The 14,884-nt window shown below is 69.1% G+C and carries 13 protein-coding genes; 5 read left to right on the top strand and 8 right to left on the bottom strand.

Annotated elements, in window-relative coordinates:
* The first annotated feature begins 122 nt into the window (after window positions 1-122).
* Together CP958_RS02150 and CP958_RS02145 are read left to right on the top strand one after the other, a co-directional pair.
* Window positions 123-1,070 carry a TAXI family TRAP transporter solute-binding subunit gene (locus CP958_RS02150; protein ID WP_096700370.1) on the top strand — a complete coding sequence of 316 codons (948 nt, stop codon included), beginning with the start codon at window positions 123-125 and terminating at the stop codon, window positions 1,068-1,070.
* 3 nt (window positions 1,071-1,073) lie between these two features.
* The gene (locus CP958_RS02145; protein WP_096700369.1) at window positions 1,074-1,745 is read left to right on the top strand and encodes a hypothetical protein; all 672 of its coding nucleotides are present in this window, start codon (window positions 1,074-1,076) and stop codon (window positions 1,743-1,745) included.
* A gap of 61 nt (window positions 1,746-1,806) precedes the next feature.
* Here the strand turns inward: CP958_RS02145 and CP958_RS02140 are convergent, their stop codons facing one another.
* Window positions 1,807-2,169: a cytochrome c family protein gene (locus CP958_RS02140; RefSeq protein ID WP_096700416.1), complete on the bottom strand. Its 363-nt coding sequence runs from the start codon at window positions 2,167-2,169 to the stop codon at window positions 1,807-1,809.
* A gap of 133 nt (window positions 2,170-2,302) precedes the next feature.
* On the opposite strand from CP958_RS02140, the gene hrpB reads away from it, so the two are divergent.
* Window positions 2,303-4,798: an ATP-dependent helicase HrpB gene (gene hrpB / locus CP958_RS02135; protein ID WP_096700368.1), complete on the top strand. Its 2,496-nt coding sequence runs from the start codon at window positions 2,303-2,305 to the stop codon at window positions 4,796-4,798.
* On the opposite strand, the gene CP958_RS02130 is transcribed toward hrpB, so the two are convergent.
* The 7 genes from CP958_RS02130 to CP958_RS02100 all read right to left on the bottom strand — a co-directional run bounded on the left by CP958_RS02130 (window position 4,799) and on the right by CP958_RS02100 (window position 13,498).
* On the bottom strand, window positions 4,799-5,845 hold the full coding sequence (locus CP958_RS02130) for a hypothetical protein (protein WP_096700367.1): 1,047 nt from the start codon (window positions 5,843-5,845) through the stop codon (window positions 4,799-4,801).
* Window positions 5,842-6,147, bottom strand: a complete 306-nt coding sequence (locus CP958_RS02125; protein WP_096700366.1) for a metal-sulfur cluster assembly factor — start codon at window positions 6,145-6,147, stop codon at window positions 5,842-5,844. Before CP958_RS02125 ends, CP958_RS02130 begins: the two co-directional genes overlap by 4 nt.
* A 101-nt stretch (window positions 6,148-6,248) precedes the next feature.
* Window positions 6,249-8,306 (bottom strand): ATP-binding protein, encoded by a 2,058-nt coding sequence (locus CP958_RS02120; protein WP_242442693.1) that lies wholly within the window; start codon window positions 8,304-8,306, stop codon window positions 6,249-6,251.
* Window positions 8,307-8,317: 11 nt separating this feature from the next.
* A complete protein-coding gene (locus CP958_RS02115; RefSeq protein ID WP_096700364.1) occupies window positions 8,318-9,649 on the bottom strand; it encodes a dihydroorotase in 1,332 nt (443 codons plus the stop codon).
* Between the two features lie 29 nt (window positions 9,650-9,678).
* Entirely contained in the window at window positions 9,679-11,451 is a 1,773-nt protein-coding gene (asnB, locus tag CP958_RS02110; RefSeq protein ID WP_096700363.1) for an asparagine synthase (glutamine-hydrolyzing), read from the bottom strand.
* Window positions 11,451-12,479, bottom strand: a complete 1,029-nt coding sequence (locus tag CP958_RS02105; RefSeq protein ID WP_096700362.1) for a glycosyltransferase — start codon at window positions 12,477-12,479, stop codon at window positions 11,451-11,453. The genes asnB and CP958_RS02105 overlap by 1 nt, the downstream gene beginning before the upstream one ends.
* Window positions 12,476-13,498, bottom strand: a complete 1,023-nt coding sequence (locus tag CP958_RS02100) for a glycosyltransferase (protein ID WP_096700361.1) — start codon at window positions 13,496-13,498, stop codon at window positions 12,476-12,478. The genes CP958_RS02105 and CP958_RS02100 overlap by 4 nt, the downstream gene beginning before the upstream one ends.
* A gap of 93 nt (window positions 13,499-13,591) precedes the next feature.
* Between CP958_RS02100 and CP958_RS02095 the strand changes: the two genes are divergently transcribed.
* On the top strand, window positions 13,592-14,494 hold the full coding sequence (locus tag CP958_RS02095) for a folate-binding protein YgfZ (protein WP_096700360.1): 903 nt from the start codon (window positions 13,592-13,594) through the stop codon (window positions 14,492-14,494).
* The gene (locus CP958_RS02090; RefSeq protein WP_141400393.1) at window positions 14,487-14,882 is read left to right on the top strand and encodes a hypothetical protein; all 396 of its coding nucleotides are present in this window, start codon (window positions 14,487-14,489) and stop codon (window positions 14,880-14,882) included. Before CP958_RS02095 ends, CP958_RS02090 begins: the two co-directional genes overlap by 8 nt.
* The last annotated feature ends 2 nt before the right edge of the window (window positions 14,883-14,884 follow it).

The following is a 14,884-nucleotide window of genomic DNA, read 5'->3' as shown; positions in this document are numbered from 1 at the left end:
CAATCCGTGCGATATTAATGAAACAAATTGAAACAATGCATTAAGAATGCAGGCTTTCCGGCGGGGCTTCCGGCCGGGGCGGGGCTTGGCTATGATCCGGGCTGAACCTGGAGGACGAGCGAGTGAAGCGGATATTGATCCCGGCCGTACTGGCCGGATTGGTCCTGGCCCAGGCGGCCGGGGCGGCGGAGCGCCGGACCCTGGTCATCGCCAGCGGCGAGGTCACCGGCTATTACTTTCCCGTTGCCGGCGCGCTTTGCCGGGTGATCAACAAGGATCATCCCCTGGGGCTGGGCTGCGCGGTGATGCCCAGTTCCGGCTCGGCGGCCAATGTGGCGGCGCTGAAGGCCGGCGATGCCGATCTGGCGCTGGTGCAGTCCCGCGCCGCCCAGATGGCCGCCATCGGTGCCGAGGGCTTCAAGGACGCCGGTCCCATGGCCGACCTGCGCGCCATCATGGCCCTGCACGGCGAGGTGGCGGTGGTGGTGGCCCGGCCGGGGGCGGGCATCGACAATCTGGGCGATCTCAAGGGCAAGCGGGTCAACCTGGGCAAGCCCGGCTCGTTCCAGCGTTCCATGGCCGAGACGGTGATCGACGCCTCGGGGCTGTCCCAGGGCGACCTGTCGGTGCTGGTGGAGCTGGACTTGGCGGAACAGGCGGCCGAACTGTGCCAGGGCAATATCGACGCGGCGGTCTTCACCGGCATCCATCCCATGCCCGAGGTCCAGATGGCGGTGGAGGAATGCGGCGCCTCGCTGGTTCAGATCCGCTCCAAGTCCATGGATTCCTTCTTCAAGAAGGTGCCGTGGGTGGCGCGCTTCGCCATCAAGGGCGGCACCTATGACGGTCAGAAGGAGGACGTGGCGGCCATCGGGCTGAAGACCCTGCTGGTCACCAGCAAGCTGTCCGCCGACGAGGTGGCGGCCATCGCCAAGACCATCTGGGCCAATTTCGCCGCCTTCACCCGCCTGCATCCGGCGTTGCGGGGCCTGTCCAAGGCCGAGACCAGCCGTGACGGCATTCCCATCCGCATGCATGACGGAGTCGAAAAGGCTCCGGCGGAGCGCTGAGCCGTGGCCGCCGACGCTTGCGGTCTGGCGGCATGCATTTCCGGGCGGGGCGACTGGCTCCGCGCCAAGGCGGCGGGCGAGCGGCTGGCCGGTCTGGCGGCCGGGCTGGGCGGCGACCCCGTCTCGCTGCTCAGCCGGGGCGGCGGTGTCGAGGCCTTCCGTCACTATCCGGCCGGCGATGTCTACGACCTCTCGTCCCACGCCCAGTTCTACTACCACTGCCACCGGGACGGCGAATTCGGCCATATCCATCTGTTCCAGCGGCCGCGCGGCATGGCGCGCGGGCTGGTGCCCGCCGTGGCGACCGCCGACGCCGACGCTCCCTGCCATCTGATCGCCGCGGGATTCGGGGAGCGCGGCGAGGTGGTGGAACTGTTCACCACCAACCGCTGGGTCACCGGCGAGGCGTGGTATCGGGCCGAGGCGGTGAAGGCCATGGTGGCCGGGCTGCGGCTGGCGCCGGCCGGGCCTCTGGCGCCGGTGGCGGAATGGCTGGCGGCCCTGGTCGCCTTCTACCGGCCGCTGATCGAGGTGCTGATCGACGAGCGCGATCTGGCGGTGGAGGCTTGGCGGCAGGCCCATCCGGGCTGCGACGAACTGAACGACGGACGTCTGGAGATCACCTCGTCCAGGGCTATCGATCCGGCGGCCGATCTGGCCGAGCTGACCCCCTGAAAAGCAACGCCGCCGCCCCGTTGCCAGGGCGGCGGCGCCAAAGCCTTCAAACCGGGAAGTCTTACTTCACGGTCTTCAGATAGGCGACCACGGCGGCCACGTCTTCGGGCTTCTTCAGGCCGGCGAAGGCCATCTTGTTGCCGGGGACGGTGCCCTTGGGGTCGGACAGGTACTTGGTCAGGGCGGCTTCGTCCCAGGTGCCGGCGGCCTTCATGGCGTCGGAATACTTGAAGGTCGGCTCGGAGCCGGCCTTGCGGCCGAACACGCCGGCCAGGCTCGGGCCCACGCCGTTCTTGCCGGCTTCGACCTTGTGACAGGCCTTGCACTGGTTGAAAGCGGCCGGGGCGTCATCGGCGAAGGCGGCGAACGGGGCGGCGAGGAGGGCGGCTCCGAGGACGAGGCCCAGCTTCTTGGTGTTGAGCATCAGAATCTCCAATTGCGCAGATATGGATGAGTGGCGCGATGCGTCTCTTATCCCCTAGGATTGTGTCGATTTCAAGAGGCTGAGGGCAATAATTGGTCTCAGGCCGGTCGGTGCGATCGTATAAGTACGAAAAATGCATGATTTACCAATAGAGTCCGTCATTCCCCAAATCCGGGCCGCCCTGGCCGTCTCGCACGGGCTGGTGCTGCAGGCCCCGCCGGGGGCGGGCAAGACCACCCGCGTGCCCCTGGCCCTGCTGGACGAGCCCTGGCTGGCGGGAAGCCGTATCCTGATGCTGGAGCCCCGGCGCCTCGCGGCCCGGGCCGCCGCGTCGCGCATGGCCGCCACCCTGGGCGAGCAGCCGGGCGAGACGGTGGGCTGGCGTATCCGTTTCGACTCCCGCGTCGGACCCGGAACCCGCATCGAGGTGGTGACCGAGGGCATCCTCAACCGCATGATCCAGGACGACCCGTCCCTGGAGGGTGTCGGGCTGGTGATTTTCGACGAATTCCACGAGCGCTCGCTGTTCGCCGATCTCGGCCTCGCCCTGGCGCTGGAATGCCGCCAGGGGCTGCGCGACGACCTGAAGCTGGTGGTGATGTCGGCGACGCTCGACGGCGGCCCGGTGGCCCGCCTGATGGGCGACGTGCCGGTGGTGACCAGCCAGGGAAGGGCCTTTCCGGTGGAAACCCGCTTCCTGACCCGGCCCGAGCCCCGCGCCTTCGTCGATGCGGTGGCTTCGGCCGTGATCCGGGCCCTGGACGAGGAGACCGGCGACGTACTGGTCTTCCTGCCGGGCGCCGGCGAGATCCGCCGGGTGGAAAGCCTGCTGGCCGATCATCCGGCGGCGCGGGGCGTGCTGGTCGCGCCGCTCTACGGCGACTTGTCCCAGGAGGCGCAGGACGCCGCCATCCGCCCGCGCAAGGACGGCGGGCGCAAGGTGGTGCTGGCCACCGGCATCGCCGAGACCTCGCTGACCATCGAGGGCGTGCGGGTGGTGGTGGATGGCGGGCGCATGCGGGTGGCGCGCTTCGACCCCGGCTCGGGCATGACCCGGCTGGTCACCTTGGCCGTATCCCGCGCCGGCGCCGATCAGCGCCGGGGGCGCGCCGGGCGGCTGGGGCCGGGTGTGTGCTACCGCCTGTGGTCCGAGGCCGACGACCGCGCCCTGCTGGCCTTCACCTCGCCCGAGATGGTCGAAGCCGACCTCGCCCCCCTGGCCCTCGACCTCGCCCAATGGGGCGTTACCCAGGCCGAGACCCTGGCCTGGCTCGATCCGCCGCCCGCCGCCCATCTGGCCCAGGCGCGAGAGTTGCTGACCGAATTGGGGGCGCTGGACGGTGCCTTGCGCATCACCCCTCACGGCAAGGCCATGGTGCGGCTCGGCCAGCATCCGCGCCTCGCCCACATGGTACTGAAGGGGCGCGAACTCGGCCTGGGCGGGCTGGCGGCCGACCTCGCCGCCTTGCTGGAGGAGCGCGACGTGCTGCGCACCGGGCGCGATGCGCGGGATTCCGACATCCGTCTGCGTCTCGACGCCCTGCGCGGCGAGGAACGGGGGCTGCCGGTGGACAGGGGCGCCCTGGCCCGTGCCCGCCAGTCGGCCCGCGAAGCCCGCCGCCGCCTGGGCCTCAGGGCGGGCGAGCAGATGGGTGACCGGGGCGATGCCGGGCTGCTGCTGGCCTTCGCCTATCCCGACCGCATTGCCCGGCGGCGGCCGGGGGGCGAGCCGCGCTACGCCATGACCGGCGGCGGCGGGGCGGTGTTTCCCGCCCACGAGCCCCTGGCCGCCGAGGAATGGCTGGTCCTGGCCGAGACCGACGGCGATCGCCGCGAGGCCCGTATCTTCCTGGCGGCGCCCCTGACCCTGGCGGAGATCGAGGCGCAGTTCGAAGGCGATATCCGCGCCGAGACCGTCTGCCGCTGGGATGGGCGCGACGAGGTGGTGCAGGCCCGCGCCCGTCGGGTGCTGTGGTCGCTGGTCCTGGAGGACAAGCCTCTGAAATCCGCCGATCCCGAGGCGCTGGCCGCCGCCATGGCCGAAGGGGTGCGGCAGATGGGGCTGGCCGCGCTGCCCTGGACGCCCGAGCTGGAGCGGCTGTGCCGCCGTGTCGCCTTCGTGCGCGGGCTGGAGCCCGAGGGGGAGTGGCCCGATCTGTCCGAGGCGGCGCTGCTGGCCGGGCTGGGGGAATGGCTGGTGCCTTACCTCGCCGGCATCACGCGGCGTGCCCATCTGACCCGGCTCGATCTGGGGGCGGCACTCTCCGGCCTGCTGTCTTGGGAGCAGAAGAAGCGCCTGGACGATCTGGCTCCCACCCATGTGGAGGTGCCGTCCGGCTCGCGGGTTCCCATCGATTATTCCGGCGAGGTGCCGGTGCTGGCGGTGCGGCTGCAGGAGATGTTCGCCTGTGCCGAGACGCCGCGCATCGGCGGCGGCAAGGTGGCGCTGCTGCTCCATCTGCTGTCGCCGGCCCGCCGCCCCATGCAGGTCACCCGCGATCTCGCCAGCTTCTGGGCCAACGCCTACAGGCAGGTCAAGGCCGACCTCAAGGGCCAGTATCCCAAGCACTGGTGGCCCGACGACCCCATGCAGGCCGAACCCACGGCGCGGATCAAGCCGAGGAAGTGATTACCGCTTCCTCGCGCCCAGCACCGTCACCAGCATGGTGACGATGAACGCCGCGATGGCCACCGCGTTGCCCAGGCCACCCCACTGGCGGACGGCATGGACGTCGATCAGGTCGCCCACGACGCGCAGCCCCAGCGAGGCGTGCAGCAGGAACAGCGGCAGGTAGAACACCGGCTTGTAGGGAACCGCCACCCGCAGCACGGCGGGCAGGATGACGGGGGCATGGCCGTACACCATGGCGAAGACGAAGCCGACGAACAGGGAATGCAGGGCGGCGTCGTAGAGTACGCCGGTGGCGCCCGGCACCAATCGGGTCATCATCAGGCCGGCGGCCAGCGCCCAGAAATAGCCGGACAGCAGGCATATGGCCACATAGCGGGTCAGGCCGGGCTGGCGGATGGTGCGGCGCACCACGTCGTTGACCAGCGACCACAGGGTCAGCAGGGCGAGGCCCAGGCCGAATAGTATCCAGGACCCCAGCACCATGCCGGCCAGCAGCAGGAGCAGGGGAGGGAACAGGGTGGGGGTGCGCCAGCGCCAGGGCGGCAGAAAACGGGACAGTTCCAGGCGCTCGCCGGCGATGGTCAGCACCAGGAAGGCGGCCCACAGCGGCACCGCGTCGGCGGCGTTGCCGCCCGCCAGCCACAGCAGATTACCCGCCGCCCAGGTCAGGCCGCCCAGGCCCAGTACCGTGGTGAACACCTCGCGCTGACGAATGATCACGGCAAGGCTCATGGCGGCGAAGGTCAGGCTGCCGAACAGCAGCAGGATGGCGCCGCCCTGGGGATAACCGGCGATCAGCAGCATGCCGCCCAGCGCGGTGGCCAGCGGCGAGCCGTAGCCCCACGGCTTGCCCAGGGCGACGGCGCGTTCCAGTCCGATCACCGTGCCGAAGAAGCCGCAGATCATCAGCGGCCCGTGCACCAGCATCAGGTCGGCGCCGCCCACCGGCCAGCCCATGCGGCCCTCGCCGGCGACGATGCCGGCCACCAGGGAGACGGCCCCGGCCATCAGCAGGGGCAGGCGCCGCGCGGTAAGGCTGATCATCCCGGCCAGCCCATGATGGACTTGGCCGAGGCCGACATGCGCGACGGCTCCCAGAAGGGGGAATCGAGCACCTCGACGCTGACCGGCAATTCGTCCTTGGCGGCGGCGCGCACCACCCGTTCGGATTCGTCGCTGAGATAGGCGCTCTGCGGACAGGCCGGGGTGGTCATGATCAGGTCCACATAGATGCCTTCCGGGGCGATCCGCACCTTTTCCACCAGTCCCAGGTCGACGATGTTGACGCCCACGTCGGGGTCGATGACCTGACGCAGGGCTTCGAGGATGTCGTCTTCGGTGATCATGGACTCGGCCTTCCTCTTGTCGCTGTTCCGGACAGCGCTGGCGCTTCCGGGATGACGGGGGAAAGATTACCGGCCTTCGCGCGATCCGGGCATGATGGCGGTCAAGCCGGCAGGACCACGTGGAAGGCGCTGCCCTCGCCCGAATTGGACTCGACCCAGACCTTGCCGCCGGCCCGCTCGACGATCTTCTTGACGATGGCCAGTCCGATGCCGGTGCCCTCGAACTTGTCGCGGGTGTGCAGGCGCTGGAAGATGCCGAAGATGCGCTCGGAAAACTGCGGGTCGATGCCCATGCCGTTGTCGGTGACCGACACCACCCAGCCGTTGTCCTCCCGGGTCGCCGTGACGCGGACGATGGGGGTGCGTTCGGGGTGGCGGTATTTCAGGGCGTTGCCGATCAGGTTCTGGAACAGTCGCACCATGTCGTCGCGAACCAGGGGAAGGACCGGCATGCCGGGGGTCCGTTCCACCTGGGCGCCGGATTCGATGATGGTGGTGCGCAGATTGGCGATGGCCTCGTCGACGACGTCGCCCAGGTTGACCGTCTCCACCGGCAGGGAGCGGTGGCCGATGCGCGAGAATTCCAGCAGATCGATGATCAGCCGGTCCATGCGCTTGGCGCCCTCGCGGGCATAGGCGATGTAGTCGCGGGCGTCGTCGTCCATGGCCGGGCCGTAGCGGCGCTCCAGCAGCGATACGAAGCTGGCCACCTGGCGCAGCGGTTCGCGCAGATCGTGGCTGGCCACATAGGCGAACTGCTCGAGATCGGCGTTGGAGCGCGACAGTTCGGTGGCCTGATTGGTCAGCGCCTGTTCGGCGGCCAGACGCTCGCTGATGTCGCGGAACACCAGCACGGCCCCCTTGACGACGTTTTCGTCCATGATGCCGGTGACGATGAACTCCACCGGAAAGCTGGAGCCGTTGAGCCGCCAGAAGGTCTCTCCCTGCACCTCGCGGGTCTCGCCGTCGCTCAGGGTGTGGGCGACCGGGCATTGGTCGCCGGGATAATCGCTGCCGTCGGCCCGGCTGTGGTGGTTGGTGACGTGCAGGTTCTGGCCGGTGGGGTCCTCATGGTCCCAGCCCAGCATGACGCGGGCGGCGGGATTCATGAAGGTGACCCGCCCGGCGGCATTGACGCCGCAAATCCCCTCGCCCGCCTTGGAGAGGATCAGTTCGGCCTCGTGCCGGGCCTGCTCGGTGGCTTTCTGGGCCTTTTCCTCCGCCTTCATGGAGCGCAGCAGCACCAGGGTCAGCAGGCCGATGGCCATGGAGACCAGGCCGGCGATGGCCACCAGGGTGGCGGTCTCGCGGCGCCAGGGCGCCAGCAGATCGTCGATGCCGGCGGTGACGATGACGATCAGCGGATAGTCGCGCAGCCGCTGGAACGACACGATCCGCTCCTTGCCGTCGATGAACTGGCTGGACGAGCGGAAGACGCCCTTGAGCGACAGGGCGTAATTCTCCTTGAAGGACGGGGTGTCGGCGATGTTGAGGCCGATCACGTGATCTTCCTGCGGCACCCGGAACAAGAAGGTGCCGTCGGCCCTGAGGATGGCGATGGAGCCGGAGGGCTTGATGCGCTCGGCCTCGAAGGTCTTGGCGATGCGGTCCAATTCGATGGCGGCGAACAGCACGGTGGTGTCGGCGCCGCCCTTGTCCACCGGGACGGAGACCGGAATGCCCCACTTGCCGGTCACCCGGCTGATCAGCGGGTTGCCGATGAAGAAGCCTCGGGTCTCCATGCGGCTTTGCGCCTTGACGTAGTCGCGGTCGGACACGTCGGCCAGCGCCTTGGGGCCGCGCCGGGGAATGTAATGCAGGCCGCCCGAACGGGTCACCATGCGGATATCCAGCATGCCGTCCGACATGTGGCGCAGGCGATCCACCAGGGCGATGAACGAGGGCGAGTCGCCGGGGTCCAACTGGGGATGCTCGGCCAGCCAGTGATTGCTGACCATCAGCGAGGTCTCGGCGTGCCGGAACAGCCGCAGCGTCTGTTCCTCGGCCGCCGTGGTCAACTGCTCGAGGATCACGGTGCTCGAGACGATGACGCTCTTGCGCTGCGACCACGACCAGTAGGCGACGAATCCCCACAGCACCAGGAGCATGGCTCCCAGCAATCCCACCAAAATCCGGCGGTTGGAGGGGCGGAGATTCACCGGCCCGGCGCCTAGCGGCTTTCCTGGAAGCGCACCGGCTCGCCCGAGGCCGAGCCCAGCAACTGGCCGTCGCGCATGACCGTCTGGCCGCGCACGATGGTGGCGACCGGCCAGCCGGTGACCTTCTGCCCGTCGAACGGCGTCCAGCCGCAGCGGCTTTCGATCCAATCGTTGGTGATGATGCGCTCGGCCTTCATGTCCACGATTGTGAAGTCGGCGTCGTAACCCACCGCGATGCGGCCCTTGCCGGTAATGTTATAAATCCGGGCCGGGCCGGCGCTGGTCAGGTCCACCAGACGCTCCAGGCTGAGGCGGCCCTGCTTGACGTGGTCGAGCATCAGGGGCACCAGGGTCTGTACCCCGGTCATGCCCGACGGGCTGGCGGGATAGGGCTTGTCCTTCTCCTCGCGGGTGTGGGGCGCGTGGTCCGAGCCCAGCACGTCGACGGTCCCATCGGCGATGGCCTTCCACAGGGCGTCGCGGTGGCGTGCGCCGCGGATGGGCGGGTTCATCTGGGCATAGGTGCCCAGGCGCTCGTAGCATTCGGGCGCCGCCAGGGTCAGGTGCTGGGGCGTGGTCTCCACCGTGGCGATATCCTTGTGCCCGGCCAGGAACTCCATTTCCTCGGCGGTGGTGACGTGCAGCACGTGGACGCGCCGCCCGGCCTTCTCGGCCAGATTGATCAGCCGCGTGCTGGCCATCAGGGCGGTCTCCACGTCGCGCCACTGGTGGTGGACGCGGGGATGCGCTCCTTCCTCGGCCACATGCTTGCGCTCGATCAGCCTTCCCTCATCCTCGCAATGGACGGCGATGCGGCGGAATCCCTCGGCCAGGACCCGGCCCAGAGTCTCGTCGTCGGCCACCAGCAGGTTGCCGGTGGAAGACCCCATGAACACCTTGATGCCGGCGCAGCCGGGGATACGCTCCCACTCGGCCAGATGGGGGATGTTGTCCGAGGCGGCGCCGATGAAGAAGGCGTGGTCCACCCAGGCGCGGCCCCTGGCGCGCGCCAGCTTGTCGCGGATGGCGTCGGCGGTGGTGGTGGACGGCTTGGTGTTGGGCATCTCGAAGATGGCGACCACACCGCCCTGGGCGGCGGCGCGGGTGCCGCTCTCCAGGTCTTCCTTGTGCTCCAGGCCCGGCTCGCGGAAATGCACCTGGGTGTCGATCACGCCGGGCAGCACGGTCAGGCCGCGCACATCCACCTCCTCGGCCGCCGAGGCGCCCAGCAGGTCGCCGATGGCCCGGATGCGGCCGTCGCTTACCGCGATATTGGTGCGCAGCGTGCCGTTGGGCGTCACGGCGGTACCATTGCGCAGGATCAGGTCGAAGGTCTGGGCCATGGCACTCTCCAATCAGGTAACCGGGGGGATTATATCCTTTCCGCCAACTCGGAAAAGGTATCACCACTGGGAATTCGTCCAAGGATGTGCCGCTGGTGCCACAGGGCATAGAACAGCAGGGTCCAGCAGGCGAAGCCGGTCTCCTTGCCGACGTTGCGGAACAGGGCCTCCACCGCGCCGGGGCGGCAGATTTCCGCGATGCCCGGCTGGTGGGCCACCAGTTGGCCGATATCCGGCCGGGCCTTGATCCACTCGCCCACCGGCACGGTGAAGCCGCGCTTCTTGTCGAAGGGCTGGGCGGCGGGAAGCGCCGTCTCCAGCCAGCGGCGCAGCAGCCACTTGCCCAATCCCTTCCTGACCTTGAGGTGGTCGGGCAGGCGGAAGGCGAAGGCCGCCACCACCGGATCGAGGAACGGCACGCGTCCCTCGATGCCGTTGGCCATCAGGCAGCGGTCGGCCTTGGTCAGCAGATCGTTGGGCAGCCAGTCGGCGCAATCCACCGCCTGGGCCACCTGCAGGCGCGAGCGGCCATGCATGGCCTCGGCCCGCTCGGCCGTCTTCATGCCGTGGCGCCAGTGCTCGGTGATGCCGTCGCGCAGCACGTCCAGCCCGTCAAAGGTGCCGGAACGCCGCATAAGCTTGGTCAGCGGCCAGGGGCGCATGGCGTGGCGATAGCGGCCATAGCCGCCGAACAACTCGTCGCCACCCTCGCCCGACAGGATGACCTTGACCTGCTTCCTGGCCTCCTGGGCCAGCTTGAAGGTGGGCAGGCAGGCGTAATCGGCCGCCGGATCGTCCATGGCGGCGGCGACCCGGGGCAGCAACTGCCAGAAATCCGCCTCGCCGAACTCCACCTCCACATGGTGGGCGCCCACCGCGCGGGCCAGCTCGCGGGCATGGGCGCGTTCGTCGTGCACCCTGGTGCCGGGAAAGCCGGCGGTGAAGGCCAGCACGCCCCTGGGGTTGAGCCGGGCCATCAGGGCCAGCACCACCGACGAATCGATGCCGCCCGACAGGAACATGCCGTAGGGCACGTCCGAGCGCTGGTGCATCTCCACCGATTCGGTCAGCACGTCGTCCAATTCGTCCAGCAGGCGGTCCAGGCTGCCCTCCACCGGGCCGCCGGCCGGAAGCGCGGGCAGGCGGCGGCTTTCGGTGACGCAGCCGGCCTCGGCCACCACCGTCTCGCCGGGGGCGAGGCGACGGATGCCCTTGAAGATGGTCCGGGTGCCGGTGGTGAACTGCAATTGCAGCAACTCGGCCAGGGCGGCGGAATCCACCTCGGGCTTGGCCTGCCCGGCGGCGATCAGGGCCTGGGGCTCGGAGGCGAAGGCCAGGCCCCCGTCCTTTGCCAGGGGGGCACCTTCCACCAGATAGAGCGGCTTGATGCCGAACGGATCGCGGCTGAGGATCAGCTTCTCGGCGGCGGTATCGTGGATGGCGATGGCGTACATGCCGCGCAGGGAGCGGGCGAAGGCCGGCCCCTGGTGGCGATAGAGGTGCAGCGGCGGCTCGCAATCCGATCCGGTGACGAAGGCCTGCCCCGCCATGTCGGATTTGAGTTCCAGGTAATTGTAGACCTCGCCGTTAGCGACGATAGCGTTGCCCTGGCCGTCCAGGATGGGTTGTTTGCCGCCCTCCAGGTCGATGATCGACAGGCGGTTCTGCACCAGCCCCACATTGCCGTGCACATGGCGGCCGCGCCCGTCGGGGCCGCGATGGGCCAGGGCATCGGACAGCTTGTCCAGCACCGCCTCTTCCGGCGTGGCGTTGACGGTCATCACTCCGGCGATGCCGCACATCAGCGTTTCACCTTGTCGAAGAACTCCAGGTAGCGCGCCACCACGGCGGCTTCCGTGAACTGGCGCTCGTAGGCGGCGCGGCCCGCATCGGCCAGGGCGCGGGCGGTATCGGGTTCGGTCAGCAGGCGGCGGATGGCGGCGGAAAGGGCCTGCTCGTCGTTGACCGGTACCAGCAGGCCGTCGCTTCCGTCGGTGATCAGTTGTTTCGGCCCCTGGGAGGCGCAGGCGATCACCGGGCGGGCGGCGGCCCAGGCCTCGATCACCACATTGCCCAGGGGTTCGTGGCGCGAGGGGCAGACGAACAGGTCGCCGGTGGCATACAGCGCCGCCACGTCGTCGCGCCAGCCCAGGAAGCGCACGCGGGGCTTGACCGACAGATGGGCGGCCAGGGCTTCCAGCTCGGCGCGCTGGGGGCCTTCGCCGGCGATCCACAGATAGCAGTCGTGAAGGGGCTCCACCGCCTTGAGCAGCACGTCGAAGGCCTTGTTGGGATGCAGCCGGCCCATGGCGACGATCAGCGGGGCGCCGGGCGGGGTGTCAAACGAGGCGCGCGATACCGACGCGGTGCCCAGGGTGTCGGCGACGAAATTGGGGACGTAGTGGACCTGCCCGGCCGGGCGGCCCTGGGCGATGATCCAGTCGCGGATGTCCGGGGTGTTGCCGATCAGGTGGTCGCACTGGCGGTAGTATTTGAGATCGTAATAGCCGCCCAGGCGGCCCACCGTCACATGGGGGCCCTTGGGGACGAAGCGGGATGCCCGGTTCATCCAGGTCAGCACGATGTCGGGTTGGAAGTCCTTGACCTCGCGGCGAAAGCGCCAGTGGGTGACGAGGTCCAGCGCGCCGCCGAACGGCGCCTCGACCACCTCCAAGCCCTGGCCGCGCAGCAGGGCGGCACGCTTGGGATTGTCGCGGATCAGCAGGCGCTGGGTGACTCCGGCGCGGGCCAGGGCGGGAGCCAGGCGCTCGAAGAACGCCTCGGCGCCGCCATGGGGGGCGCCGGCCATGGCCTGCAGCAGCCGGATCATTTCAGCCAGCCTTCCAGGGTGGCGGCGACGCCGTCCCAGGTGCGGGTCTTCCACAGGGCGCGGGCTTCTGTCCCCATGGCTTGTCCGACCGACCGGTCGGTCAGCAGCATGGCGGCCAGATTGGCGAAGGCCTCGTCGTCGGGGGCGGCATAGCCGGTGACGCCGTCGACGATGCGCTCGGGGGCGGCGCCCAGGGGACGGATCACCGCCGGGCAGCCGGCCGCCTGACTTTCCATCAGGGTGAAGCACCCCATGTCGTCGGCATGGCCGGGGAACAGGTGGACGCTGGCCTCGCGCAGCGCCTCGCCCATCAGGTAGTCGCCCTGGGGACGGTGGACGGAGACGCCGTGGATTCGGGCCTCCATGACCTTGGCGGCCAGGGGGCGCAGCGCCTCGTCGATGGCCGTTCCCTCGGCGGCGGCGGCCAGGGTCATGGAATGGATGTGCAGTTCGGCATTGGGAACGCGGGGGTGAATCTTCGCCACCCAGAGGTCCACCAGCCAATCCAGACCGTGGGCGGGATGGGTGGTGACGATGGCGCGCGGCGGGTCCTGGGGGCGCGGCTCGCCGTTCGAGTAATCGGAGCGCACCGCCATGGGCAGCAGCCCGGCGGCCAGACCCTTGGTGGTGATATCCCGGGCCTGGGCCTCTGCCACGAGCAGCAGCAGCGGCTTGTGGTTGTCGAGCATGGCCTTGGCGGCGGGGCGCTCCAGCATGCGGCCGGGGCCGGTGTGCCAGAACACCCGCCGGCCGGCATGGCGGACGAATTCCAGCAGGGAGGGCTTGCGGAAGGCGATCAGCACGTCGGTGCGCAGCGGCTTCCTGCCCTCGAAGGTCTCCCACTGGGCGTTCTCGATATACATGCCCCAGCGGCAGCGGTTGAACACCTGCACGGTGTGGCCCAGCCGCGCCAGGGCGCCGGGCAGCGAGGCGAAGGCCTTCTCCGCTCCGCCCAGCGGGCGCGAGGCGGCGGAATAGCCGTCGAAGGGAATGGAATCGTCCACCAGGGTGATATGCATCGTGGGAATCTTATAAGACGGCCGGTGGGGCTTGTCATCCCGGCTGGTTTGACCCACCCTTTGTCCTGAAGGTTGCCAGAGAGGATTTGACTGATGAGCGACAAGGTCTTCGTGCGTCTGGAACAGCGTGCCGTGCTCGAGGTGGGGGGCGAGGACCGCCGCGCCTTCCTGCAGGGGCTGGTCTCCAACGACATGAACAAGGTGGCGGGCGACCGGGCCGTGTTCACCGCCCTGCTGACCCCGCAGGGCAAGTTCCTCTACGACCTGTTCGTGGTGGAACTGGGCGACGTCTTCCTGGTCGAGGCCGAGGCGGCGCGCATCGAGGAGTTGCGCAAGAAGCTCTCCATGTACAAGCTGCGCTCCAAGGTGACGGTGGCCGTGGCGGCCAACATGGCGGTGTTCGCCGTGCTGGGCGAGGGGGCGGCTTCGGCCTTCGATCTGCCCAACGAGGCGGGTGTCGCCACCGAATTCGCCGGCGGCAGCGTCTTCGTCGACCCCCGCCTGGCCGGGGCCGGCCTGCGTGCCCTGCTGCCCGCCGATGGCGGCCCCCGGGTGCTGGAGGCCAACGACTTCAAGCCGGCGCCGTTCGCGGTGTGGGACGAGGCGCGCATCCGCCTCGGCCTGCCCGACGGTTCGCGCGATCTCGAGGTGGACAAGGCCATCCTGCTGGAAAACGGCTTCGAGGAGCTGAACGGCGTCGACTTCAACAAGGGCTGCTACATGGGCCAGGAACTGACGGCGCGCACCAAGTATCGCGGCCTGATCAGGAAGCGGCTGATGCCGGTGGAGATCGATGGCCCGGCGCCCGCGCCCGGCACCCCGATCCTGCTGGGCGAGGCGGAAGCCGGCGAAATGCGCTCGGCTTGCGGCACCGTGGGACTGGCCCTGGTGCGCCTGGAACAGTTCCGCGCCCAAGGCGGAGCCGGACTGGCGGCCGGCGGAGCCGGGCTGATCGCCGCCAAGCCCAAATGGGCGGTGTTCCCCGAAGGTGAGTGAGACCATGGAGGAACTGGCCCGCCGGGTGACCCCCCTGACGGTGTTGCCCGACATCAGCGAAGCGGTCGAGATGTATCTCGCCCTGGGCTTCGAACCGGTGGACAGCGGCGATGCCGGCTGCGTCGGCCTGCGCGCCGGGCACAGCTACCAGTTGCTGGCCACCAAGGCCTTCATGGAGCGCCAGTTCAGCCCCTGGACCGTGGCGGTCCTGCTCAACCGCACGACGCCCTATATCTACGTCGCCTCGCTGGACGAGGCGAAGTCGCGGCTGTCGCCCCTGGCCGCCATCGTCGAGCAATCGCCGGTACGCGACGGGGTCCGCGAGGCGGTGATCGACGCCGACGGCCAGTATCTTCTCCTGGCCGAGAAGGTCGGCGTGGAGGAGTAAGG

Source organism: Magnetospirillum sp. 15-1, assembly GCF_900184795.1.
Lineage (GTDB): Bacteria > Pseudomonadota > Alphaproteobacteria > Rhodospirillales > Magnetospirillaceae > Phaeospirillum.
The sequence above is the reverse complement of the archived record's forward strand: the minus strand, read 5'-3'. Positions and strand labels throughout refer to the sequence as shown.

What these genes read in the sequence shown, in the direction of transcription:
- CP958_RS02140 (WP_096700416.1), bottom strand. Translation starts at nt 2,169, where the DNA reads ATGCTCAACACCAAGAAGCTGGGCCTCGTCCTCGGAGCCGCCCTCCTC.
- CP958_RS02125 (WP_096700366.1), bottom strand. Translation starts at nt 6,147, where the DNA reads ATGATCACCGAAGACGACATCCTCGAAGCCCTGCGTCAGGTCATCGAC.
- CP958_RS02100 (WP_096700361.1), bottom strand. Translation starts at nt 13,498, where the DNA reads ATGCATATCACCCTGGTGGACGATTCCATTCCCTTCGACGGCTATTCC.
- asnB (WP_096700363.1), bottom strand. Translation starts at nt 11,451, where the DNA reads ATGTGCGGCATCGCCGGAGTGATGACCGTCAACGCCACGCCGGAAGAG.
- CP958_RS02115 (WP_096700364.1), bottom strand. Translation starts at nt 9,649, where the DNA reads ATGGCCCAGACCTTCGACCTGATCCTGCGCAATGGTACCGCCGTGACG.
- CP958_RS02095 (WP_096700360.1), top strand. Translation starts at nt 13,592, where the DNA reads ATGAGCGACAAGGTCTTCGTGCGTCTGGAACAGCGTGCCGTGCTCGAG.
- CP958_RS02105 (WP_096700362.1), bottom strand. Translation starts at nt 12,479, where the DNA reads ATGATCCGGCTGCTGCAGGCCATGGCCGGCGCCCCCCATGGCGGCGCC.
- hrpB (WP_096700368.1), top strand. Translation starts at nt 2,303, where the DNA reads ATGCATGATTTACCAATAGAGTCCGTCATTCCCCAAATCCGGGCCGCC.
- CP958_RS02130 (WP_096700367.1), bottom strand. Translation starts at nt 5,845, where the DNA reads ATGATCAGCCTTACCGCGCGGCGCCTGCCCCTGCTGATGGCCGGGGCC.